This window comes from Streptomyces flaveolus (genome assembly GCF_000716535.1).
GTDB lineage: Bacteria > Actinomycetota > Actinomycetes > Streptomycetales > Streptomycetaceae > Streptomyces > Streptomyces flaveolus_A.
On the sequence record NZ_JNWV01000018.1, the window covers coordinates 1 to 23,209 of the forward strand.

At 71.2% G+C, this 23,209-nt stretch carries 20 protein-coding genes, 1 pseudogene and 1 riboswitch; of the genes and pseudogenes, 20 read left to right on the forward strand and 1 reads right to left on the reverse strand.

Annotated elements, in window-relative coordinates:
• The 19 genes and pseudogenes from OO52_RS19980 to OO52_RS20065 all read left to right on the forward strand — a co-directional run.
• Positions 1-372, forward strand: a pseudogene (locus tag OO52_RS19980) (phosphocholine cytidylyltransferase family protein); the annotation flags it as partial.
• Positions 360-1,421 carry an iron-containing alcohol dehydrogenase family protein gene (locus OO52_RS19985; protein ID WP_030646779.1) on the forward strand — a complete coding sequence of 354 codons (1,062 nt, stop codon included), beginning with the start codon at positions 360-362 and terminating at the stop codon, positions 1,419-1,421. The pseudogene OO52_RS19980 and the gene OO52_RS19985, both read left to right, overlap by 13 nt.
• Positions 1,399-2,178 (forward strand): CDP-alcohol phosphatidyltransferase family protein, encoded by a 780-nt coding sequence (locus tag OO52_RS19990; protein ID WP_078630061.1) that lies wholly within the window; start codon positions 1,399-1,401, stop codon positions 2,176-2,178. Before OO52_RS19985 ends, OO52_RS19990 begins: the two co-directional genes overlap by 23 nt.
• Before the next feature lie 8 nt (positions 2,179-2,186).
• Positions 2,187-3,059, forward strand: coding sequence for a glycosyltransferase family 2 protein (locus tag OO52_RS19995; protein WP_030646784.1), 873 nt, complete (start codon positions 2,187-2,189; stop codon positions 3,057-3,059).
• 89 nt (positions 3,060-3,148) lie between these two features.
• Positions 3,149-4,078, forward strand: a complete 930-nt coding sequence (locus OO52_RS20000) for an ABC transporter permease (protein WP_030646785.1) — start codon at positions 3,149-3,151, stop codon at positions 4,076-4,078.
• Entirely contained in the window at positions 4,071-4,859 is a 789-nt protein-coding gene (locus tag OO52_RS20005) for an ABC transporter ATP-binding protein (RefSeq protein ID WP_030646787.1), read from the forward strand. The genes OO52_RS20000 and OO52_RS20005 overlap by 8 nt, the downstream gene beginning before the upstream one ends.
• 360 nt (positions 4,860-5,219) lie before the next feature.
• Complete coding sequence (gene hpnC / locus OO52_RS20010) at positions 5,220-6,116, forward strand: squalene synthase HpnC (protein WP_030646790.1); 897 nt, start codon at positions 5,220-5,222, stop codon at positions 6,114-6,116.
• Positions 6,113-7,075, forward strand: a complete 963-nt coding sequence (gene hpnD / locus OO52_RS20015) for a presqualene diphosphate synthase HpnD (protein WP_030646792.1) — start codon at positions 6,113-6,115, stop codon at positions 7,073-7,075. Before hpnC ends, hpnD begins: the two co-directional genes overlap by 4 nt.
• A gap of 38 nt (positions 7,076-7,113) precedes the next feature.
• Positions 7,114-7,332 carry a DUF6380 family protein gene (locus OO52_RS54610; RefSeq protein WP_356196847.1) on the forward strand — a complete coding sequence of 73 codons (219 nt, stop codon included), beginning with the start codon at positions 7,114-7,116 and terminating at the stop codon, positions 7,330-7,332.
• Positions 7,329-8,756 carry a hydroxysqualene dehydroxylase HpnE gene (gene hpnE / locus OO52_RS20020; protein ID WP_030646795.1) on the forward strand — a complete coding sequence of 476 codons (1,428 nt, stop codon included), beginning with the start codon at positions 7,329-7,331 and terminating at the stop codon, positions 8,754-8,756. Before OO52_RS54610 ends, hpnE begins: the two co-directional genes overlap by 4 nt.
• Positions 8,756-9,889, forward strand: a complete 1,134-nt coding sequence (locus OO52_RS20025) for a polyprenyl synthetase family protein (RefSeq protein WP_030646797.1) — start codon at positions 8,756-8,758, stop codon at positions 9,887-9,889. Before hpnE ends, OO52_RS20025 begins: the two co-directional genes overlap by 1 nt.
• Positions 9,890-10,008: 119 nt before the next feature.
• A complete protein-coding gene (gene shc, locus OO52_RS20030; protein WP_030646799.1) occupies positions 10,009-12,039 on the forward strand; it encodes a squalene--hopene cyclase in 2,031 nt (676 codons plus the stop codon).
• A 1-nt stretch (position 12,040) separates the two neighbouring features.
• Positions 12,041-12,682: a hypothetical protein gene (locus tag OO52_RS20035; protein ID WP_030646801.1), complete on the forward strand. Its 642-nt coding sequence runs from the start codon at positions 12,041-12,043 to the stop codon at positions 12,680-12,682.
• A 5-nt stretch (positions 12,683-12,687) separates the two neighbouring features.
• Positions 12,688-13,710 (forward strand): adenosyl-hopene transferase HpnH, encoded by a 1,023-nt coding sequence (gene hpnH, locus OO52_RS20040; RefSeq protein WP_030646803.1) that lies wholly within the window; start codon positions 12,688-12,690, stop codon positions 13,708-13,710.
• Between the two features lie 4 nt (positions 13,711-13,714).
• Positions 13,715-14,842, forward strand: a complete 1,128-nt coding sequence (gene ispG, locus OO52_RS20045) for a flavodoxin-dependent (E)-4-hydroxy-3-methylbut-2-enyl-diphosphate synthase (RefSeq protein WP_030646805.1) — start codon at positions 13,715-13,717, stop codon at positions 14,840-14,842.
• A 36-nt stretch (positions 14,843-14,878) separates the two neighbouring features.
• On the forward strand, positions 14,879-16,777 hold the full coding sequence (gene dxs, locus OO52_RS20050; protein WP_030646807.1) for a 1-deoxy-D-xylulose-5-phosphate synthase: 1,899 nt from the start codon (positions 14,879-14,881) through the stop codon (positions 16,775-16,777).
• The gene (locus OO52_RS20055; protein WP_030646809.1) at positions 16,774-18,159 is read left to right on the forward strand and encodes an aspartate aminotransferase family protein; all 1,386 of its coding nucleotides are present in this window, start codon (positions 16,774-16,776) and stop codon (positions 18,157-18,159) included. The genes dxs and OO52_RS20055 overlap by 4 nt, the downstream gene beginning before the upstream one ends.
• A 91-nt stretch (positions 18,160-18,250) precedes the next feature.
• A complete protein-coding gene (locus OO52_RS20060; protein ID WP_030646811.1) occupies positions 18,251-18,880 on the forward strand; it encodes a helix-turn-helix domain-containing protein in 630 nt (209 codons plus the stop codon).
• Positions 18,877-18,999 (forward strand): DUF6126 family protein, encoded by a 123-nt coding sequence (locus OO52_RS20065; RefSeq protein WP_037629463.1) that lies wholly within the window; start codon positions 18,877-18,879, stop codon positions 18,997-18,999. Before OO52_RS20060 ends, OO52_RS20065 begins: the two co-directional genes overlap by 4 nt.
• A 698-nt stretch (positions 19,000-19,697) precedes the next feature.
• On the opposite strand, the gene OO52_RS20075 is transcribed toward OO52_RS20065, so the two are convergent.
• Complete coding sequence (locus tag OO52_RS20075) at positions 19,698-20,495, reverse strand: tyrosine-protein phosphatase (RefSeq protein ID WP_030646813.1); 798 nt, start codon at positions 20,493-20,495, stop codon at positions 19,698-19,700.
• Between the two features lie 172 nt (positions 20,496-20,667).
• Here OO52_RS20075 and OO52_RS20080 point away from each other — a divergent pair, with 172 nt between their 5' ends.
• On the forward strand, positions 20,668-22,743 hold the full coding sequence (locus OO52_RS20080) for an alpha-galactosidase (RefSeq protein WP_030646816.1): 2,076 nt from the start codon (positions 20,668-20,670) through the stop codon (positions 22,741-22,743).
• A gap of 309 nt (positions 22,744-23,052) precedes the next feature.
• A riboswitch (cyclic di-AMP (ydaO/yuaA leader) is annotated at positions 23,053-23,205 on the forward strand.
• Positions 23,206-23,209 lie beyond the last annotated feature (4 nt).

Below are 23,209 nucleotides of genomic sequence, written 5' to 3' on the forward strand. Positions count from 1 at the left end.
GCCGCGCGCGGCGACGGCAAGAAGATCATCCTCGCCCTGGACACGGTGAAGAACCTGGCCGACGAGGAGATGAAGGTCGTCGTGGACCCCGAGAAGGGCATGACGCGGATCACCAAGCTGATGGACCCGGCCGAGGCCACCGGCGAGTACATCGGCGTCACCCTGATCGAGGGCGACGCCGCTCCCGAGCTGGCCGACGCGCTGAAGGTGGTCTGGGAGACCGACCCGCAGCAGTTCTACGAGCACGGCTACCAGGAACTGGTCAACCGCGGCTTCCGCATCGACGTGGCGCCGATCGGCGAGGTCGAGTGGGTCGAGATCGACAACCACGACGACCTCGCCCGTGGACGGGTGATCGCGTGCCAGTACTGACCCGGCTCATCCCCTCGCCGGTCGTCGTCGACATCCGCCCTGGTGCTCTGGACGACCTGGCCTGCGTCCTCGCCGACCAGCGCATCTCGCACTCCGGGCGGCTCGCCGTCGCCGTCAGCGGTGGCTCCGGCGCCCGGCTGCGCGAGCGCCTCACGCCGTCCCTGCCCGGGGCGATCTGGTACGAGGTGGGCGGCGGCACCCTGGACGACGCGATCCGGCTGGCCGGCGAGATGAAGGCCGACCACTACGACGCGGTCGTCGGCCTCGGCGGCGGCAAGATCATCGACTGCGCCAAGTTCGCCGCGGCACGCGTCGGCCTGCCCCTGGTCGCCGTACCGACGAACCTCGCGCACGACGGCCTGTGCTCACCGGTCGCCACCCTCGACAACGACGCGGGCCGCGGCTCCTACGGCGTCCCCAACCCGATCGCGGCCGTGATCGACCTGGACGTCATCCGCGAGGCCCCGGCCCGCTTCGTGCGCGCCGGCATCGGTGACGCCGTCTCCAACATCAACGCGGTCGCGGACTGGGAGCTGGCGAACCGGATCAAGGGCGAGCAGATCGACGGCCTGGCCGCCGCCATGGCCCGGCAGGCCGGTGAGGCGGTGCTCCGGCACCCGGGCGGCATCGGGGACAACGACTTCCTCCAGGTGCTCGCCGAGGCGCTGGTCCTCACCGGTGTCGCGATGTCCATCTCCGGTGACTCCCGGCCCGCCTCGGGCTCCTGCCACGAGATCAACCACGCCTTCGACCTGCTCTACCCCCAGCGCGCCGCGGCCCACGGCGAGCAGTGCGGCCTCGGCGCCGCCTTCGCGATGTACCTGCGCGGCGCCCACGAGGAGTCGGCGTACATGGCCGAGGTGCTGCGCCGGCACGGGCTTCCGGTGCTGCCGGAGGAGATCGGTTTCACGGTGGACGAGTTCGTCCGCGCGGTGGAGTTCGCCCCCGAGACCCGGCCCGGCCGCTACACGATCCTCGAACACCTCGACCTCAAGACGAACCAGATCAAGGACACCTACGCCGACTATGTCAAGGCCATCGGTAGCTGAACTCCGTCCGGTCGTCCACCCCGCGGGGGTGAAGGACCGGCGCAGCGGTGAGCACTGGGCGGGACGCCTCTACATGCGTGAGGTGTCCCTGCGCGTCGACCGCTACCTGGTGAACACCAGGGTCACGCCCAACCAGCTCACGTACCTGATGACCGTCTGCGGCGTGCTCGCGGCCCCGGCCCTGCTGGTGCCGGGGATCCCGGGCGCCGTGCTCGGCGTGGTCGCCACCCAGCTCTACCTGCTGCTGGACTGCGTCGACGGCGAGATCGCCCGTTGGAGGAAGCAGTACTCGCTCGGCGGGGTCTACCTGGACCGCGTCGGCGCCTACCTCACCGACGCGGCCGTCCTGGTCGGCCTCGGCCTGCGCGCCGCCGACCTGTGGGGCAGCGGCCGGATCGACTGGCTGTGGGCCTTCCTCGGCACCCTCGCCGCACTCGGCGCCATCCTGATCAAGGCCGAGACCGACCTGGTGGGCGTGGCACGGCACCAGACCGGCAAGCCCCCGGTCAAGGAAGCCGCCTCGGAGCCGCGCTCCTCCGGCATGGCGCTGGCCCGCCGGGCCGCCTCGGCGCTGAAGTTCCACCGGCTGATCCTCGGCATCGAGGCCTCGCTGCTCATCGTCGTCCTCGCGATCGTGGACCAGGCCCGCGGCGACCTGTTCTTCACCCGCCTCGGCACGGCCGTCCTCGCCGGCATCGCCGTGCTCCAGACGCTGCTGCACCTGGTGTCCATCCTCGCCTCCAGCAGGCTGAAGTGAGCGCGCCCATGAAGGTCGGTGCCGTCATCATCACCATGGGCAACCGGCCCGAGGAGCTGCGGGCCCTGCTCGACTCCGTCGCCAAGCAGGACGGTGACCCGGTCCAGGTGGTCGTCGTCGGCAACGGCTCACCCGTCCCGGACGTGCCCGAGGGCGTGCGGACCGTCGAGCTGCCCGAGAACCTGGGCATCCCCGGCGGGCGCAACGTCGGCATCGAGGCCTTCGGGCCCGGGGGGCGAGATGTCGACATATTGCTCTTCCTCGACGACGACGGCCTGCTCGCCCGCCACGACACCGCGGAGCTGTGCCGCGAGGCCTTCGCGGCCGACCCGGAGCTGGGCATCATCAGCTTCCGCATCGCCGACCCCGACACCGGCGAGACCCAGCGCCGGCACGTGCCCCGGCTGCGCGCCTCCGACCCGATGCGCTCCTCCCGGGTCACCACCTTCCTCGGCGGCGCCAACGCCGTCCGCACCCGTGTCTTCGCCGAGGTCGGCGGGCTCCCGGACGCCTTCTTCTACGCGCACGAGGAGACCGACCTGGCCTGGCGGGCCCTCGACGCGGGGTGGATGATCGACTACCGGTCCGACATGGTGCTCTACCACCCGACGACCGCGCCCTCGCGGCACGCGGTCTACCACCGCATGGTCGCCCGCAACCGCGTCTGGCTCGCCCGCCGCAACCTCCCCGCGCTCCTGGTCCCGGTGTACCTCGGCGTCTGGCTGCTGCTCACGCTGCTGCGCCGCCCCTCGCGGCCGGCCCTGAAAGCATGGTTCGGCGGCTTCCGGGAAGGCTGGTCCACGCCCTGCGGCCCGCGCCGCCCGATGCGCTGGCGTACGGTGTGGCGACTCACCCGACTGGGCCGTCCGCCGGTCATCTGACAAGCTCGTCCCTGGAGTGCCCGGGCGTCCGTGGGCGGGCGCCGGGGAGACGAACTCGAACGCGAATCCGAAGACGAAAGTATCCACCTGTGAGTGAGACCACGCACGACGGCACGGTCGCCGTGACCGAGGCCGCGCCGCCCGACGAGGGGCTGACGGCGGCCCAGCTGGCCGCCAAGTACGGGCTCGCCGTGAGCGGCGCCCGGCCCTCGCTCGTGGAGTACGTCCGTCAGCTCTGGGGGCGCCGCCACTTCATCCTCGCCTTCTCCCACGCGAAGCTGACCGCGCAGTACAGCCAGGCCAAACTCGGCCAGCTCTGGCAGGTGGCCACGCCGCTGCTGAACGCGGCCGTGTACTTCTTCATCTTCGGGCTGATCCTGCACGCCAGCCGCGGCATGTCGCAGGACGTGTACATCCCGTTCCTGGTCACCGGCGTCTTCGTGTTCACCTTCACGCAGAGTTCGGTGATGTCGGGCGTCCGCGCGATCTCCGGCAACCTCGGCCTGGTGCGCGCCCTGCACTTCCCACGCGCCTCGCTGCCCGTCTCCTTCTCGCTCCAGCAGCTCCAGCAGCTGCTGTTCTCGATGATCGTGCTGTTCCTCGTGGCGATCGGCTTCGGCAGCTATCCGGACATGTCCTGGCTGCTGATCGTGCCGGTCCTCGCCCTGCAGTTCCTCTTCAACACCGGTCTCGCGCTGATCATGGCCCGTGCGGGAGCCAAGACCCCGGACCTGGCCCAGCTCATGCCGTTCGTGATGCGGACGTGGATGTACGCCTCCGGCGTGATGTTCTCCATCCCGATCATGCTGGAGGACAAGCCGCACTGGATCGCGACGGTCCTGCAGTGGAACCCGGCCGCCATCTACATGGATCTGATGCGCTTCGCCCTGATCGACGGCTACGGTTCCGAGAACCTGCCCGCCCATGTGTGGGCGGCGGCCGGCTGCTGGGCCGTGCTCTTCGCCGTGGGCGGCTTCGTGTACTTCTGGAAGGCTGAGGAGCGGTACGGCCGTGGCTGAGCAGAACACCCAGGACCGTCGCCCGACGGTGATCGCGGACGACCTGCACATCGTCTACCGGGTCAACGGCGCCAAGAGCGGCAAGGGCAGCGCCACGGCGGCCCTGAGCCGGATCCTGCGGCGCGGCTCCGACGACGCGGCGCGCGGGGTGCGCAAGGTGCACGCCGTGCGCGGCGTGTCCTTCGTCGCCTACCGCGGCGAGGCCATCGGTCTTATCGGTTCCAACGGCTCCGGCAAGTCGACGCTGCTGCGGGCCATCGCCGGCCTGCTGCCCGCGGAGAAGGGCAAGGTCTACACCGATGGCCAGCCGTCCCTGCTGGGTGTGAACGCGGCCCTGATGAACGATCTGACCGGTGAGCGGAACGTCATTCTGGGCGGGCTCGCCATGGGGATGTCCCGGGAGCAGATCAAGGAGCGCTACCAGGACATCGTGGACTTCTCGGGCATCAACGAAAAGGGCGACTTCATCACCCTGCCGATGCGCACCTACTCCTCCGGCATGGCGGCGCGCCTGCGCTTCTCCATCGCCGCCGCCAAGGACCACGACGTCCTCATGATCGACGAAGCGCTGGCCACCGGTGACCGCAAGTTCCAGAAGCGCTCGGAGGAGCGCATCCGGGAGCTGCGAAAGGAGGCCGGCACGGTCTTCCTGGTCAGTCACAACAACAAGTCCATCCGTGACACCTGCAACCGGGTGCTGTGGCTGGAGCGCGGCGAGCTGCGCATGGACGGACCCACCGAAGAGGTCCTCAAGGAGTACGAGAAATTCACGGGCAAGTAACCCGTTTCGGTCAGGGCCCCGCCGGAATTCCTCCGGCGGGGCCCTCCCGTCTGCAAAGGAAACGTCAACTCCGCCCGACGTTAGGAATCTTGAAGGCAATCGGTGTGTTGTTGTGATGTGCAGGACACCCTGCCGCGCCACGCCGCGTTGTACAACGTAAGCTGTACCGGCGTCGGAAACCGGCAAGTGGGGCGATAATGCGCGCCCGCCTGCGGTGGGCACGCCTGCGCGGAGCGGGGCGGCGTGTCCGAAATAGTGTGTATCGGATCGGCAGTGTAGAACGGGAGATGTGACGGCAATGGCTACGGAAACTCCCCTGCTCAGCGGAGCATGTGCCGTCCACGCCCCGGGCAGCGTCCGATGACGGCCACCGCCGAGGCGCCCGACCTGGAACGCGCCACCCTGGACAAGGCCGCGAGCGAGAACTTTCCGGTGGCCCCCTTCTTCCTGCCCCGGGACTGGCGCGCCGACCTCATGGCCGTCTACGGCTTCGCCCGTCTGGTGGACGACATCGGCGACGGCGACCTCGCCCCCGGCGGCGCCGACGCCCGGCTGCTCGGCGTGTCGCCCGCCGAGGCCACCGACCGCCTGGTCCTCCTCGACGCCTTCGAGGCCGACCTGCGCCGCGTCTTCGACGGCACCCCGCACCACCCGCTGCTGCGCCGCCTGCAGCCCACCGTCCGCCGTCGCGGCCTCACCCCCGAGCCGTTCCTCGGGCTGATCGCCGCGAACCGCCAGGACCAGCTCGTCACCCGGTACGAAACCTACGACGACCTCCTCGCCTACTGCGAACTCTCCGCCAACCCGGTCGGCCGCCTCGTCCTCGCCGTCACCGGCACCTCCACCCCCGAGCGGATCCGCCTGTCCGACGCGATCTGCACGGCGCTCCAGATCGTCGAGCACCTCCAGGACGTCGCCGAGGACCTCGGCCGCGACCGGATCTATCTCCCCGCCGCGGACATGAAGCGTTTTCACGTCCAGGAAGCGGACCTCGCCGCGAAAACCACGGGCGCATCGGTGCGCGCCCTGGTTGCATACGAAGCACAACGCGCCCGCGAACTGCTGAATGAAGGCGCCCCCCTGGTGGGTAGCGTCCACGGCAGGCTCAAGCTGCTGCTCGCAGGGTTCGTGGCGGGAGGAAGGGCGGCGATCAGGGCGATCGCCGCCGCCGAATACGACGTACTTCCCGGCCCGCCCCGACCCGGCAAGGTCCAGTTGCTGCGTGAGGCGGGCGTGATCCTGCGAGGAGAGGGGTGATCCGGACCGTGGATTCTCCGCCGCACGTGTCCGCACCGGTACTCGCCGCCTACAGCTACTGCGAGACCGTCACCGGGCAGCAGGCCCGTAACTTCGCCTACGGCATCCGGCTGCTGCCGACGGCCAAGCGCCGCGCCATGTCGGCGCTGTACGCGTTCTCCCGGCGCGTGGACGACATCGGCGACGGCGAACTGGCCGACGAGGTCAAGCTGGCGCGGCTGGAGGAGACCCGGGCACTGCTCGCCCGGATCCGCGGGGGCGAGGTCGAGGAGGACGACACCGACCCGGTGGCCGTCGCCCTCAGCCACGCCGCGGGCGCCTTCCCGATCCCGCTCGGCGGTCTGGACGAGCTGATCGACGGCGTCCAGATGGACGTACGCGGGGAGACCTACGAGACCTGGGACGATCTGAAGGTCTACTGCCGGTGTGTCGCCGGTGCCATCGGCCGCCTCTCGCTCGGCGTCTTCGGCACCGAACCGGGCGCGCGCGGCGCCGAGCGCGCATCCGAGTACGCCGACACGCTGGGCCTCGCCCTCCAGCTCACCAACATCCTGCGCGACGTCCGCGAGGACGCGGCCGGCGGCCGTACCTACCTGCCCGCCGACGACCTCGCCAAGTTCGGCTGCTCGGCCGGGTTCAACGGACCGACCCCGCCGGAGGGCTCCGACTTCGCGGGCCTCGTGCACTTCGAAGTGCGGCGAGCCCGCGCCCTGTTCGCCGAGGGTTACCGGCTGCTGCCCATGCTCGACCGCCGCAGCGGCGCCTGCGTGGCTGCGATGGCCGGCATCTACCGCCGGCTGCTGGACCGCATCGAGCGCGACCCGGAGGCCGTGCTGCGCGGCCGCGTCTCGCTGCCCGGACACGAGAAGGCCTACGTCGCCGTGCGCGGCCTGTCCGGGCTCGACACCCGGCACGTGACCCGCCATGTCTCCAGGCGCTCCGTCCGGAGGCGCGCCTGATGCGGCGCACCGAACCGGAACCGGCCGAACCGGACGGCATGCGACAGGCAACCCTCCCGTGCGGCGTGGCGTCCCTGACGGCGACGGCGGAGCGTGCACCGTTCAACCAGCGCACTCGCGCCCCGCAGGGGCGCGGGGCTCTGTCGGACCTGCGGCTACCGCCGCGTGGGCACGACCAGCCACGACGAAGCCGCGGACGAAAGGCGAGCCGTAGCGGCCCAGCCCGCGGAGCGCTCGCACGGAAGGACGCACGATGAGCGACGGCGCACCCCCCGCACCGGACCGGGCCGGCACCGCGCGGACGGCAGGCCGCAGCGCGGTCGTGGTCGGCGGCGGCCTCGCCGGGATCACCGCGGCGCTCGCCCTCGCCGACGCGGGCGTCCGGGTCACCCTGCTCGAAGGCAGGCCCAGGCTGGGCGGCCTCGCCTTCTCCTTCCAGCGGGGCGAACTGACCGTCGACAACGGCCAGCACGTGTACCTGCGCTGCTGCACCGCCTACCGCTGGTTCCTCGACCGGATCGAGGGCGCGGCGCTGGCACCGCTGCAGGACCGCCTGGACGTGCCCGTCGTCGACGTCGCCAAGCCCGAGGGGCGGCGGCTCGGCAGACTGCGGCGCGACCCGCTGTCCGTCCCCCTCCACCTGGGGCGCAGCCTGGCCGCCTATCCGCACCTCTCGCTCACCGAGCGCGCGGCCGTCGGGCGGGCCGCGCTCGCGCTGAAGGGGCTCGACCTCGCCGATCCGACCCTGGACACCCAGGACTTCGGCAGCTGGCTGGCCGCGCACGGTCAGTCGGCACGCGCCATCGAGGCCCTGTGGGACCTGGTCGGGGTCGCCACCCTCAACGCGGTTGCGGGCGACGCCTCGCTGGGGCTCGCCGCGATGGTGTTCAAAACCGGTCTGCTGTCCGACCCGGGCGCGGCCGACATCGGCTGGGCCCACGTCCCGCTGGGCGAACTGCACGACCGGCTGGCCCGCAAGGCGCTCGACTCCGCGGGCGTGCGCACCGAGGTCCGTACACGCGTCACCTCCGTCTCTCTCAACGAGAACGGGACGTGGAGCGTTCAGGTTCCCGGCGAGCTGATCGACACCGACGCCGTCGTCCTCGCCGTACCCCAGCGCGAGGCCCACGAGCTGCTGCCGCCCGGAGCCCTCGACGCGCCCGAGCGGCTGCTGGAGATCGGCACCGCGCCGATCCTCAACGTCCACGTGGTGTACGACCGCAAGGTGCTCGCCCGGCCCTTCTTCGCCGCGCTCGGCACCCCCGTGCAGTGGGTGTTCGACCGGACCCACGCCTCCGGGCTGCGCACGGGGCAGTACCTGGCGCTGTCCCAGTCGGCCGCGCAGGACGAGATCGACACCCCGGTCGCGGAACTCCGCGAGCGCTACCTGCCCGAGTTGGAACGACTGATTCCGGGTACGCGCGCGGCCGAGGTGCTGGACTTCTTCGTGACCCGGGAGCGGACGGCGACGTTCGCACCCACCCCCGGCGTCGGGCGGCTGCGGCCCGGCGCCCGCACCAAAGCCCCCGGCCTGTACCTGGCCGGAGCGTGGACCGCCACCGGGTGGCCCGCGACCATGGAGAGTGCGGTCCGCAGCGGAGTGAGCGCGGCCGACGCCGCGCTCAGCGCCCTGGGCCGGCCCCGCCCCCGCCACCTCTTCGAGTTCGAGGAGGCGGCCTGATGCCCGATCAGCAGGCGGCCGGTCCCCGCACCCCCGGTACCGCAACAAGAGGAGAGACTGTGCCCACTGTGCCCCCGGCCTCGACGCCCGCTCCACGGGCCGCGGTGGACGTGACCGCGCTGCTGGAGCGCGGGCGGAACCTGGCCACACCGGTGCTGCGCGCGGCCGTCGACCGCCTGGCGCCTCCCATGGACACCGTCGCCGCCTACCACTTCGGCTGGATCGACGCCGCCGGCAACCCCGCCGACGGCGACGGCGGCAAGGCCGTCCGCCCCGCGCTCGCCGTGCTCTCCGCCGAGGTCACCGGCGCCGCACCGGAGGCGGGCGTCCCGGGCGCGGTCGCCGTCGAACTCGTGCACAACTTCTCGCTGCTGCACGACGACCTGATGGACGGCGACGAGCAGCGCCGGCACCGCGACACCGTCTGGAAGGTGCACGGCCCCGCCCAGGCCATCCTGGTCGGCGACGCCCTGTTCGCCCTCGCGGGCGAGGTACTGCTGGAACTCGGCACGGTCGAGGCCGGCCGCGCCGCCCGCCGGCTGACCACCGCCACCCGTGCCCTGATCGACGGTCAGGCGCAGGACATCTCCTACGAGCACCGCGACCGGGTCAGCGTCGAGGAGTGCCTGGAGATGGAGGGCAACAAGACCGGCGCCCTGCTCGCCTGCGCCTCCTCCATCGGAGCGGTCCTCGGCGGCGCGGACGACGCCACCGCCGACGCGCTGGAACGGTACGGCTACCACCTCGGCCTCGCCTTCCAGGCCGTGGACGACCTGCTCGGCATCTGGGGCGACCCGGAGGCCACCGGCAAGCAGACCTGGAGCGACCTGCGCCAGCGCAAGAAGTCCCTGCCCGTGGTGGCCGCGCTCGCGGCCGGCGGCCCCGCCTCCGAGCAGCTCGGCGAGATCCTCGCCGCCGACGCCAAGAGCAGCGACTTCGAGAACTTCTCCGAAAAGGAGTTCGCGGCCCGTGCGGCCCTCATCGAGGAGGCCGGCGGCCGCGAGTGGACGGCGGCGGAGGCACGCCGTCAGCACACCATCGCCATCGAAGCCCTCGACGCCGTCGACATGCCCGACCGGGTGCGGGAATCCTTCACGGCGCTCGCGGACTTCGTCGTCGTACGGAAGAGATGATCACTATTGGCCTGACGAGCCTCGCGTAGTCGCCGGCCGGTCTCTCCCCACCTCGAAGGAGACCGGCCGACGGCGGACCCACAGCAGCACGACTCGCACGACTGCACGAAGGGGAAGCCATGACAGCGACGACCGACGGAAGCACCGGGGCGACCTTGCCGTCCCGGGCTGCCGCGGCCAGCGACACCACCCTCACCACCCCCGAGGCGGTCGGGGTACAAGAAGCCGCCGCGCGCGCCGCACGACGCGCCACCGACTTCCTGCTCTCCCGGCAGGACTCCCAGGGCTGGTGGAAGGGCGACCTGGAGACCAACGTCACCATGGACGCCGAGGACCTGCTGCTCCGACAGTTCCTGGGCATCCGGGACGAGGAGACCACGCAGGCCGCCGCGAAGTTCATCCGCGGCGAGCAGCGTGAGGACGGCACCTGGGCCACCTTCTACGGCGGCCCCGGCGAACTGTCCACCACCGTCGAGGCGTACGTCGCCCTGCGTCTGGCCGGCGACGCGCCCGACGCCCCGCACATGGCCAAGGCGTCCGCCTGGATCCGCGAACGGGGCGGCATCGCCGCCTCCCGCGTCTTCACCCGGATCTGGCTCGCCCTGTTCGGCTGGTGGAAGTGGGAGGACCTGCCCGAACTTCCCCCGGAGCTGATCTGGTTCCCCACCTGGATGCCGCTCAACATCTACGACTTCGGATGCTGGGCCCGGCAGACCATCGTCCCGCTCACCATCGTCTCGGCCAAGCGTCCGGTGCGCCCCGCGCCCTTCCCGCTGGACGAACTGCACACCGACCCGGCCCGGCCCAACCCGGCCAGGCCCCTGGCCCCGCTGGCCAGTTGGGACGGCGCCTTCCAGCGCATCGACAAGGCGCTGCACCAGTTCCGCAAGGTCGCCCCGCGCAGGCTGCGCAAGGCCGCGATGAACGCGGCGGCCCGCTGGATCATCGAGCGGCAGGAGAACGACGGCTGCTGGGGCGGCATCCAGCCCCCGGCCGTGTACTCGATCATCGCCCTCCACCTGCTCGGCTACGACCTCCAGCACCCCGTGATGCGTGAGGGCCTCGCCTCGCTGGACCGTTTCGCGGTCTGGCGCGAGGACGGCGCCCGGATGATCGAGGCCTGCCAGTCCCCGGTCTGGGACACCTGCCTGGCCACCATCGCCCTCGTGGACGCCGGTCTGCCCGTCGACCACCCCCAACTGGTCAAGGCGGCCGACTGGATGCTCGGCGAGGAGATCGTCCGGCCCGGCGACTGGGCCGTGAAGCGTCCCGGACTGCCGCCGGGCGGCTGGGCGTTCGAGTTCCACAACGACAACTACCCGGACATCGACGACACCGCCGAGGTCGCTCTCGCGCTGCGCCGGGTCCGGCACCACGACCCCGAGCGCGTCGACAAGGCGATCGGCCGGGCCGTGCGCTGGAACCTCGGCATGCAGTCCAAGAACGGCGCCTGGGGCGCGTTCGACGTCGACAACACCAGCCCGTTCCCCAACCGGCTGCCGTTCTGCGACTTCGGCGAGGTCATCGACCCGCCGTCCGCGGACGTCACCGCGCACGTCGTGGAGATGCTCGCCGCCGAGGGCCTCGCCCACGACCCGCGCACCCGGCGCGGCATCGACTGGCTGCTCGCCGAACAGGAGCCGAACGGCTCGTGGTTCGGCCGCTGGGGCGTCAACTACATCTACGGCACCGGCTCGGTCGTGCCCGCGCTGACCGCGGCCGGACTGCCCGGCTCGCACCCGGCGATCCGGCGGGCCGTGACCTGGCTGGAGAGCGTCCAGAACGACGACGGCGGCTGGGGCGAGGACCTGCGCTCCTACAAGTACGCCAAGGAGTGGAGCGGCCGGGGCGCCTCGACCGCCTCGCAGACCGCGTGGGCGCTGATGGCACTGCTCGCGGCGGGGGAGAAGGACTCCAAGGCCGTCGAGCGCGGCATCCAGTGGCTGGCCGGGACCCAGCGCGAGGACGGCACCTGGGACGAGCCGTACTTCACCGGCACCGGCTTCCCGTGGGACTTCTCCATCAACTACCACCTGTACCGGCAGGTGTTCCCGCTCACCGCGCTCGGTCGCTACCTGCACGGCGACCCCTTCGAGCGGAACCTGCTCGCCAAGGCCGGGACGGCAGCGTCACGGGCGACGGGGAGCTGACTTGAGCAACCAGCCCGCCCCGGCCCCGCTGCTGATCGCCTGCGCGCTCGGCATCGAGCACCTCGCCCTGCGCACCGGCGACAGGAGCGGGGCGGACGGGCCGTACACCGTCGTCCGTACGGGCATGGGCCCGAGGGCGGCGGAACGCTCCGTCGGCCGGCACCTCGCCGGCCCGGCGGCGGCCGGCACGGCCGTGCTGGCCACCGGTTTCTGTGCCGGGCTCGCCCCCGGCATGCACCCCGGCGACCTGGTCGTCGCCGAGGAGACCCGGGACTCGCACGGGACCGTCCCGTGCGTGGGCACCGACCTGCTGGTCAAGGAACTCGTGCGCCTGCTGCCCGTGCGCACGGTCCACACCGGCCCGCTCACCGGCTCCGACCACGTCGTGCGGGGGTCCGAGCGATCCGATCTGCTCGCCACCGGCGCGATCGCGGTCGACATGGAGTCGGCGGCCACGCTCCGTACGGCCGTCCGCACCGGCGAGCGCCCGGTCGCGGCCGTCCGGGTGGTCGTGGACGCACCGGAACACGAACTCGTCCGGATCGGCACGGTGCGCGGTGGGATATCAGCCTTCCGCGTGCTTCGTTCCATCCTTCCCTCATTTTTTGAATGGCACCGTTCTTTGCTGCTCCCCCGGAGGTGAGCCAGATGGCCATGCCGTTGCGCCAGTCCATCAAGGTCGCGACATACCTGGCTGAACAGAAGCTCCGCAAGCGGGACAAGTTCCCGCTCATTGTCGAGCTGGAACCACTGTTCGCCTGCAATCTGAAGTGCGAGGGCTGCGGCAAGATCCAGCACCCGGCCGGTGTGCTCAAGCAGCGCATGCCGGTCGCCCAGGCCGTGGGCGCGGTACTGGAGTCCGGTGCGCCGATGGTGTCCATCGCCGGCGGCGAGCCCTTGATGCACCCTCAGATCGACGAGATCGTGCGGCAGTTGGTGGCGAAGCGGAAATACGTCTTCCTGTGCACCAACGCGATGCTGCTGCGCAAGAAGATGGACAAATTCAAGCCCTCGCCCTACTTCGCCTTCGCCGTGCACATCGACGGACTGCGGGAGCGGCACGACGAGTCCGTCGCGAAGGAAGGCGTCTTCGACGAGGCGGTCGAGGCCATCAAGGAGGCCAAGCGACGCGGCTTCCGGGTGACCACCAACTCCACCTTCTTCAACACCGACACCCCGCAGACCATCATCGAGGTGCTCAACTTCCTCAACGACGACCTCAAGGTCGACGAGATGATGATCTCGCCCGCCTACGCCTACGAGAAGGCCCCCGACCAGGACCACTTCCTCGGCGTGGAGCAGACCCGCGAGCTGTTCAGGAAGGCCTTCGCGGGCGGCAACCGCAAGAAGTGGCGGCTGAACCACTCCCCGCTCTTCCTGGACTTCCTGGAGGGCAAGGTCGACTTCCCGTGCACCGCGTGGGCGATCCCGAACTACTCGCTCTTCGGCTGGCAGCGCCCCTGCTACCTGATGAGCGACGGGTACGTGCCGACGTACCGCGAACTCATCGAGAAGACCGACTGGGACAAGTACGGCCGCGGCAAGGACCCGCGCTGCGACAACTGCATGGCGCACTGCGGCTACGAGCCGACCGCCGTCCTCGCCACCATGGGCTCCCTGAAGGAGTCCCTGCGGGCGATGCGGGAGACCGTCTCGGGAAACCGGGAGTGACGCGATGACCGCCGTTCCCTTGGGCGTTCCCGGGGTACCGGCCCGTCCGGTCGCGCCGCGACGGCAGTCGCGGCGGATCCACGTCGGGCCGGTGGCGGTCGGGGGCGGAGCCCCGGTGTCGGTGCAGTCCATGACGACGACCCGCACGTCGGACATCGGCGCCACCCTCCAGCAGATAGCCGAACTCACCGCGTCCGGCTGTCAGATCGTCCGCGTCGCCTGCCCCACGCAGGACGACGCGGACGCCCTCGCGACCATCGCCCGCAAGTCGCAGATCCCGGTGATCGCGGACATCCACTTCCAGCCGAAGTACGTGTTCGCGGCCATCGAGGCCGGCTGTGCGGCGGTGCGCGTGAACCCCGGCAACATCAAGAAGTTCGACGACCAGGTGAAGGAGATCGCGCGGGCCGCCAAGGACCACGGCACGCCGATCCGGATCGGAGTCAACGCCGGTTCGCTGGACCGCCGGCTGCTCCGGAAGTACGGCAAGGCGACCCCGGAGGCCCTGGTCGAGTCGGCGCTGTGGGAGGCGTCGCTCTTCGAGGAGCACGACTTCCGCGACATCAAGATCTCGGTCAAGCACAACGACCCGGTCGTGATGATCGAGGCCTACCGGCAGCTCGCCGAGCAGTGCGACTACCCGCTGCACCTGGGCGTCACGGAGGCCGGTCCCGCCTTCCAGGGCACGATCAAGTCGGCGGTGGCCTTCGGGGCGTTGCTGTCCCGGGGCATCGGGGACACCATCCGGGTGTCGCTGAGCGCGCCGCCCGTCGAGGAGGTCAAGGTCGGCATCCAGATCCTCCAGTCGCTGGGGCTCCGGCAACGGCGCCTGGAGATCGTCTCCTGCCCGTCCTGCGGCCGGGCGCAGGTGGACGTGTACAAGCTCGCCGAGGAGGTCACCGCTGGGCTCGACGGCATGGAAGTGCCGCTCAGGGTCGCGGTGATGGGGTGTGTGGTCAACGGTCCGGGCGAGGCCCGGGAGGCCGACCTCGGAGTTGCCTCGGGCAACGGCAAGGGTCAGATCTTCGTCAAGGGCGAGGTCGTCAAGACCGTCCCCGAGTCCAGGATCGTGGAGACCCTCATCGAGGAGGCCATGAAGCTCGCCGAGCGGACGAGCCCCGCAGACAGTTGAGTTGAGGCAAGGCACGGACCGAGAGGGGGCCCTAGCGTGACCATGCTGGAGAACATCCGGGGACCACGCGACCTGAAGGCGCTGTCCGAGGCGGAACTCGGTGAACTGTCCGAAGAGATACGTGAGTTCCTGGTGCACGCGGTGTCGAGGACCGGCGGTCACCTCGGCCCCAACCTGGGGGTGGTGGAACTGTCCATCGCGCTCCACCGGGTCTTCGAGTCACCGGTCGACCGCATCCTGTGGGACACCGGCCACCAGAGCTACGTGCACAAGCTCCTGACCGGCCGTCAGGACTTCTCCAAGCTGCGCGGCAAGGGCGGACTGTCCGGCTACCCCTCGCGCGAGGAGTCCGAGCACGACGTCATCGAGAACAGCCACGCCTCGACCGCGCTCGGCTGGGCCGACGGGCTCGCCAAGGCCCACCAGGTGCTGGGGGAGAAGGGCCATGTGGTCGCGGTCATCGGCGACGGCGCGCTGACCGGCGGCATGGCCTGGGAGGCGCTCAACAACATCGCCGCGGCCAAGGACCGGCCGCTGATCATCGTCGTCAACGACAACGAGCGGTCGTACTCCCCGACCATCGGCGGCCTCGCCAACCACCTGGCCACCCTGCGCACCACCGACGGCTACGAGAGGGTCCTCGCCTGGGGCAAGGAGGTGCTCCAGCGCACCCCGGTCGTCGGCACCACGCTCTACGAGTCCCTGCACGGTGCGAAGAAGGGCTTCAAGGACGCCTTCGCCCCGCAGGGCATGTTCGAGGACCTGGGCCTGAAGTACCTCGGCCCGATCGACGGCCACGACATCAGCGCCGTCGAGTCCGCGCTGCGCCGCGCGAAACGCTTCCACGGCCCGGTCCTGGTCCACTGCCTCACCGTGAAGGGCCGCGGCTACGAGCCCGCCCTCGCGCACGAGGAGGACCACTTCCACACCGTCGGCGTGATGGACCCGCTCACCTGCGTACCGCTCGCCCCGGCGGGCGGTCCCTCGTGGACCTCGGTGTTCGGCGAGGAGATCGTGAAGATCGGGGAGGAGCGCGAGGACGTCGTGGCGATCACGGCGGCCATGCTGCACCCGGTCGGCCTCGGGAAGTTCGCCGAGCGCTTCCCGGACCGGGTGTGGGACGTGGGCATCGCCGAGCAGCACGCGGCCGTCTCCGCGGCCGGCCTCGCCACCGGTGGGCTGCACCCGGTCGTCGCCGTCTACGCCACCTTCCTCAACCGGGCCTTCGACCAGCTCCTGATGGACGTCGCCCTGCACCGCTGCGGGGTCACCTTCGTCCTGGACCGGGCCGGCGTCACCGGCGTCGACGGACCCTCCCACAACGGCATGTGGGACATGTCCGTCCTCCAGGTCGTCCCGGGCCTCAGGATCGCCGCCCCCCGCGACGCCGACCAGCTGCGCGCCCAGCTGCGCGAAGCGGTCGCCGTGGACGACGCGACCACCCTGGTCCGCTTCCCGAAGGAGTCCGTCGGCCCGTCCCTCCCGGCGCTCGACCGGGTCGGCGGCATGGACGTCCTGCACCGCGCCGACGAGCCCGAGGTGCTGCTGGTGGCCGTCGGCGTGATGGCTCCCGTGTGCCTCCAGGCCGCCGAGCTGCTCGAAGCCCGCGGGATCGGCTGCACGGTGGTGGACCCGCGCTGGGTCAAGCCGGTCGACCCCGCGCTGCCGGGCCTCGCGGCCGGGCACCGCCTGGTGGCCGTCGTGGAGGACAACAGCCGGGCGGCGGGCGTCGGTTCGGCGGTGGCACTGGCCCTCGGCGACGCCGACGTCGACGTGCCGGTACGGCGGTTCGGCATCCCGGAGCAGTTCCTCGCGCACGCCAAACGCAGCGAGGTGCTGGCCGACATCGGTCTCACGCCCGTCGAGATCGCCGGGCGGATCAGCGCGAGCCTGGCCGTCAAGGACGTCGGCGGCGCAGTCAAGGAGAGTGAATGACCACCGAGTTCGACCTCGGCGCCCTGCTCGCCGAGCGCGGAGCCGAGCGCTACGAGCTGCACGCGAAGCACCTCAATCCGCAGCTCCCGCGCATGCTGCACACCATCGGCTTCGACAAGGTCTACGAGCGTGCCGAGGGAGCGCACTTCTTCGACGCGGAGGGCAACGACTACCTGGACATGCTGGCCGGGTTCGGTGTGATGGGCCTCGGCCGCCACCACCCGGTCGTCCGCAAGGCGCTGCACGACGTCCTGGACCTGGACCTCGCCGACCTCACCCGCTTCGACTGCCAGCCGCTGCCCGGCCTGCTCGCCGAGCGGCTGCTGGCCCACAGCCCGCACCTGGACCGGGTGTTCTTCGGCAACAGCGGCACCGAGGCGGTCGAGACGGCCTTGAAGTTCGCCCGGTACGCCACCGGCAAGCCGCGCGTCCTCTACTGCGACCACGCCTTCCACGGCCTGACCACCGGCTCCCTCTCGGTCAACGGCGAGAGCGGCTTCCGCGACGGCTTCGCCCCGCTGCTGCCCGACACCGCCGTACCGCTCGGCGATCTCGACGCCCTGGCGCGGGAGTTGCACAAGGGCGACGTCGCCGCGCTGATCGTGGAGCCGATCCAGGGCAAGGGCGTGCACGAGGCGCCGCCCGGCTATCTGCGGGCCGCGCAGGAGCTGCTGCACCGGCACAAGGCGCTGCTGATCGCCGACGAGGTGCAGACCGGCCTCGGCCGCACCGGCGACTTCTACGCCTACCAGCACGAGGACGGCGTCGAACCCGACCTGGTGTGCGTGGCCAAGGCCCTCTCCGGCGGCTACGTGCCCGTCGGCGCCACCCTCGGCAAGGAGTGGATCTTCAAGAAGGTCTACTCGTCCATGGACCGGGTGCTGGTGCACTCGGCGAGCTTCGGCTCCAACGCCCAGGCGATGGCGTGCGGGCTCGCGGTGCTCTCGGTCATGGAGAACGAGCAGATCGTCGCCGGTGTGCGCCGGACGGGCGAACTGCTGAAGTCCCGGCTCACCGCCCTGATCGACACGTACGAGCTGCTCGCCGACGTCCGGGGCCGGGGCCTGATGATCGGCATCGAGTTCGGCAAGCCGTCCTCACTGAAGCTGCGCGGCCGCTGGACCATGCTCCAGGCGGCCCGCAAGGGGCTGTTCGCCCAGATGGTCGTCGTACCACTGCTGCAGAAGCACCGCATCCTCACCCAGGTCTCCGGCGACCACCTGGAGGTGATCAAGCTGATTCCGCCGCTGGTCGTCGACGAGGCCGACGTGGACCGGTTCGTGGACGCCTTCACCGCGGTCATGGACGACGCGCACAGCGGTGGCGGCCTGATGTGGGACTTCGGCAAGACCTTGATCAAGCAGGCGGTGGCCAACCGCTGACGGTGGCGCCCTCGGGCGCGGCAGCTCCCTCGGTCTTTGCCTCTGAGGCAATAAAATTGCCTCTGGGGCAAGACTGGGGCTGAATGGAGGCATGAACGCCTCAGACGCCGCGCCGGCGGCGGGCTCGGCTCCGGACGACGGCCTCCCCGCCGTCGCGCCGCAGCTGCGCGCCCTGCGCCGGCGCGCCGGCCTCACGCTGGAGGCCGCGGCCCGCGCCGCCGGTCTCTCCCCGGCCCACCTCTCCCGGCTGGAGACCGGGCAGCGCCAGCCGTCGCTGCCGATGCTGCTCGCGCTCGCCCGTATCTACGGTACGACCGTTTCAGAGCTGCTCGGGGAGACGGTCGGCGACCGGGACGCGATCGTGCGGGCCGCCGACATGGAGCCGACCCGCGCGGGCGGGTGGACGTACGTCCAGGCCGGGGCGCCGGGCCGGGGCATGCAGGCCCTGCGGGTGCGGGTGCCGCATGGTTCGCAGGGCGACATCGTGCGCGTCCACCCCGGTGAGGAGTGGCTCTACGTCCTCAAGGGGCGCCTGCGCCTGCGCCTCGGCGACACCGCGCACCTGCTGGGGCCCGGTGACAGCGCGCACTTCGACTCGCTGACCCCGCACCGCCTCGCCGCCGAGGACCACGACGGCGTGGAGCTGCTGTTCGTCCACACCCTGCTGCAGAGCCCCACGGCCACGCTGTGCCTGGGCCCGCTGACCGGAGAGCTGCCATGAGCAACTTCGAGGAGAAGTTCCCCCGTTCCCTGTGGATCCGGCTGATCATCTACATCGCCCTCGGGCACGTCCTGGCCGCGTTCCTCTACCTGCTGTTCGCGTTGGGCGGCAAGAGCTGACGCCGCGGGGCGCGTGACAGGGCGTGCGGATGCCCGAGACGTCAGACCTGGTCACCGCCCTCTGGCCCGTCGCCTCGCCGCGTACGGCCGACTGGCTGTCCGAGCCGGGGGCGGCGTCACCGGGGTTGATACCACCGCCGCTGCCCGACGCGGCCTGGGGTGCTGGGCGCCATGTACGAGCACGAGCGGCTTCCGGCCGGCGTGACGTACGACGACCGCCACCGGGCCGGCCCGGTGGCGGGCGGCGCCGAACGGGAGACCGTCGGCGGGACCGACCTCACCGGTGTCGGGGCGGCGACCGGGGGCGGTCTGGGCCGGGCCGGGCATCCCGGTCCCGGCCGGCGGCGGCTGCACTGGGCGGAGCTCGCCGCGCGGACCGGTGACCCGCCGGTGCCCGAGGGGCTGCTGCCGACGTACCGGTGCTTCCCGTCCGCGCGGAAGGGGAAGAGCCGGCCGCCGCGGATCGTGCCGCCCGCCGAGGGCGGCCTGGACCGCGAGACCTGGAACCGGCTGACCGAGATCCCCGATCGACTTCAGCCCGTCCAGCCTCTGGGCCGAGGACCGCACGTGGGCCGTGTGCACCGACTACGGCCGGTGGGCCACCGAGGTGGCGGGCCCCGCACCGCTCGTCGAGGCCCTGCTGCACGACGCCGGGATCGAGGCGGTCCGCCTGCCGTGGGCTCCCTGAGCGGGGCCCGTCAGTCCAGCAGGCGGGCGCGCAGGCGCTCGCGGGAGTCGGGGGAGAGGCCCAGGCCCCGGGCCAGGTAGGTGTCGACGTCGCCCCAGGTCTCCTCGATGCTCGCGAAGGCCGCCTCCAGATACTCGGCGCGGGCGTCGAAGAGCGGGTTGAGCAGCTCCATCACCTCCGGGGTGTACGCGGTCTCCGCGCTGCCGCTGCGGCGGACCTTGTAGCGGCGGTGCTCGGCACCCGACTCCAGGTAGTCCGCGACGATCGCGTCCCGCTCCACCCCGAGAGCGAGGAGCGTGACCGCCATCGAGATGCCCGCGCGGTCCTTGCCGGCCGCGCAGTGCATCAGCGCGGGCACGCTGTCGCCGGCCAGATCGCGCAGCACGCGCGCGTGCTCGGCGGTGCGCTCCGTGACGATCTTCCGGTAGGACGCGATCATCCGGGCCGCGCCCTTGCCGTCGTCCAGGATCGCGCGGAGCTGGTCGAGGTCGCCGTCGCGGACCATCTGCCAGAACTCGGCGCCGTCCGCCGGGTCGCTCAGCGGCAGGTTCACGTTCCGCACGCCGGGCAGCTCGACATCCGGGCCCTCCAGCTTCTGGTCGGCCGCGTTGCGGAAGTCGAAGATCGTGTGCAGGCCCAGGGAGGAGAGGAAGGCCGCGTCCTCCTCGGTCGCGTGCGCCAGGTGCCCGCTGCGGAACAGCACGCCGTACCGCACCCGCCGCCCGTCCGTGGTCGGCAGCCCGCCCACGTCACGGAAATTGCGCACTCCGGCCAGCTCCGGCTCGGTCGACGGGACCTGCTGCGTCACGGGGGCTCCTCCCGGTCGGTCCCCGCCGTCGCGGCTCGTCGGCGGGCGCTCCGTCGACCATACGGCATCGATTTCCTCGGGCAATGAGTTGTCCACAGGCATTGTCAGAGGGGTGCGCGGCCCATGATGATGTTGGCACTTGAGCGGATCTGTTGGCACCTGTGAGGTCTCGATGGTGGACATCGCCGAAAACGGTCGTACCTGGCTCCTGTCGGGCCCCAGCAGCAGCTATGCCCTGCATCTCACCGACGCGGACGAGCTGCTCCATCTGCACTGGGGGCCACGGATCGCCCTCGCCGACGCCGAGGCGCTCGCGGTGAGCCCGCTGCCCGGCTACTGGCCCTTCGAGTCCCCGCTGGACGGCCGGGAGGAGTACCCCGTCGAGGGCGGCCCCCGCTTCGTGCGCCCCGCCCTGTCCGTCCGCACCGAGGAGCGGCGCGGCACCGAGTGGCGCTTCGCGTCGTACGACGCCACGGAGGACGACGAGCTGCGGCTGCGCTTCGACGACGACGGCGTGGGGATCACCCTGCACTACCGGATGCGCGGCGACGTGGTGGAGCGCTGGGTGACCGTCGAGAACGGCGGCCACGCGCGCGTGGAGCTGCTGCGGGCCGACGCGGCCACCTGGACCCTGCCCGACCGCGAGGGCTGGCGGCTGTCCCAGCTGCACGGTCGCTGGGCCGCCGAGTCCCGGCTGACCACGGCCCCCCTCACCTACGGTGAGAAGGTCATCGGCAGCCGCCGCGGCCACACCGGCCACCAGCACCTGCCCTGGGTCGCCCTGGACACCGACGCCACCGAGGAGCGCGGCGAGGTCTACGGCTGCGCGCTCGGCTGGTCCGGCTCCTGGCGCATCGCGGTCGCCCAACTCCCCGACGCGCGCGTGCAGATCACCGGCGGCGCCGGTTACGACGACTCGGGCCTGCTGCTCCTCGCACCCGGGGAGTCGTACACCACACCGGTCTTCGCCGGGCTGTGGACCGACGGCGGCTTCGGCGGCGCGAGCCGCGCCTGGCACGCCTACCAGCGCGCGTACGTCATCCCGGACGCCGAACGGGACCGGCCCGTGCTGTTCAACTCCTGGGAGGCCACCTTCTTCGACATCTCCGAGGAGCAGCAGCTCGCCCTCGCCCGCCGGGCCGCCGAGATCGGGATCGAGCTGTTCGTCGTCGACGACGGCTGGTTCGGCGCCCGCACCAGCGACCGCGCCGGCCTCGGTGACTGGACGCCCAACCCCGACCGCTTCCCCCAGGGCCTCAAGCCGCTCGCCGACCAGGTGCACGGGCTCGGCATGCAGTTCGGCATCTGGGTCGAGCCCGAGATGGTCAACCCGGACAGCGACCTGTACCGGGCCCACCCGGACTGGGTGCAGTACCAACCGGGACGGAAGCGGACGGAACTGCGCAATCAGCTCGTTCTCAACCTCGCGCGCGAGGACGTCCAGGAGTACCTGTGGGAGCAGTTGGACGCCCTGCTGTCGAGCGCCCCCATCGACTACGTGAAGTGGGACTTCAACCGCTGCTTCACCGACGCCGGCTGGCCCGGGGAGCCGTACCCGCAGCGCCTGTGGGTGGACCACGTCCGTGCCCTGTACGCCCTGCTGGACCGGCTGCGGGCAGCCCACCCGGGGGTCGCCTTCGAGTCCTGCTCGGGCGGCGGCGGCCGGATCGACCTCGGCGTGCTCGGCCGCACCGACCAGGTGTGGACCTCCGACAACACCGACCCGCTGGACCGGCTCGCCATCCAGCACGGCTTCACGCAGCTGCATCCGGCGCGCGTGATGGCGGCCTGGGTCACCGACAGCCCGAACACCCAGCTCAACGGGCGGGTCAGCTCGCTGCGCTTCCGGTTCGTCAGCGCCATGGCGGGTGTGCTCGGGGTCGGCGGCGACCTGACGGAGTGGAGCGCCGAGGAGCTGGCCGAGGCCCGGCGATGGGTGGAGCTGTACAAGGAGATCCGCCCCGTCGTGCAGCACGGCGAGCTGTACCGGCTGCGGCCTCCGGCCGGGGGTCTGAGTGCCGTGCAGTACGTCCGCGGGGAGGAGACCGTCGTCCTTGCCTGGCTTCAGGCCCAGAGCCACGGTGAGGCGGTGCCGGCGGTGCGGCTGCGCGGGCTGGACCCGACGGCGTCGTACGAATGCCGCGAAACGGGCGAAGTGCACCGGGGTGCCGTACTGCTGCACCACGGGCTGCGCACCGGGCTCAAGGGAGACCTGGACGCGGCCGTCATCCGACTGCGCCGTATCTGACTCTTCTGTCCGAATTGACATCTTCTTTCCAAGTCGCAGCGAAATGGGGGGACCTGGGGAAAGTGCGCGTGAGGAGGGTCATATCCGTGACCGTGCGTCGCGCGTCATGTCCACGTAATCGCGGTGCCGTAAAGGCGAATTGAAAGGGAGAAGGGCGCGGGAATTCACGCTCGGTGAGCGTGAATTCCGGTTTCCGATCACCGAAAACCGGAACAACGGGAACCGGCTGCTTGTTTCCGCGCGTCCTGCTCGCTTACGTTCGCCACCGACCGGGCGGAACGCCGAATCCTGCCGCCGTCCGGACTCCCCACACATGACCCGCGTCGGCAGGAGCGGGGGACCCACCAGGTACGACTGCCTGTCCGGTCTCCGCGACAGGCCAGGGGTGCAGCCGTGCCGCGCACGGCCGGGCAGCTCCAGCCCGAACCCGACAGCTCACCTCGCAGGCGCCGGAGAGGAATTGCGC

Excerpts from the sequence above, each read along its gene's own strand:
- OO52_RS20065 (WP_037629463.1), top strand. The coding sequence starts at position 18,877 with ATGAGCAACTTCGAGGAGAAGTTCCCCCGTTCCCTGTGGATCCGGCTG.
- hpnH (WP_030646803.1), top strand. The coding sequence starts at position 12,688 with ATGGCCATGCCGTTGCGCCAGTCCATCAAGGTCGCGACATACCTGGCT.
- hpnE (WP_030646795.1), top strand. The coding sequence starts at position 7,329 with ATGAGCGACGGCGCACCCCCCGCACCGGACCGGGCCGGCACCGCGCGG.
- OO52_RS19990 (WP_078630061.1), top strand. The coding sequence starts at position 1,399 with ATGTCAAGGCCATCGGTAGCTGAACTCCGTCCGGTCGTCCACCCCGCG.
- OO52_RS19995 (WP_030646784.1), top strand. The coding sequence starts at position 2,187 with ATGAAGGTCGGTGCCGTCATCATCACCATGGGCAACCGGCCCGAGGAG.
- ispG (WP_030646805.1), top strand. The coding sequence starts at position 13,715 with ATGACCGCCGTTCCCTTGGGCGTTCCCGGGGTACCGGCCCGTCCGGTC.
- hpnC (WP_030646790.1), top strand. The coding sequence starts at position 5,220 with ATGACGGCCACCGCCGAGGCGCCCGACCTGGAACGCGCCACCCTGGAC.
- OO52_RS54610 (WP_356196847.1), top strand. The coding sequence starts at position 7,114 with ATGCGACAGGCAACCCTCCCGTGCGGCGTGGCGTCCCTGACGGCGACG.
- shc (WP_030646799.1), top strand. The coding sequence starts at position 10,009 with ATGACAGCGACGACCGACGGAAGCACCGGGGCGACCTTGCCGTCCCGG.
- OO52_RS20025 (WP_030646797.1), top strand. The coding sequence starts at position 8,756 with ATGCCCGATCAGCAGGCGGCCGGTCCCCGCACCCCCGGTACCGCAACA.
- OO52_RS20055 (WP_030646809.1), top strand. The coding sequence starts at position 16,774 with ATGACCACCGAGTTCGACCTCGGCGCCCTGCTCGCCGAGCGCGGAGCC.
- OO52_RS20080 (WP_030646816.1), top strand. The coding sequence starts at position 20,668 with ATGGTGGACATCGCCGAAAACGGTCGTACCTGGCTCCTGTCGGGCCCC.
- OO52_RS20060 (WP_030646811.1), top strand. The coding sequence starts at position 18,251 with ATGAACGCCTCAGACGCCGCGCCGGCGGCGGGCTCGGCTCCGGACGAC.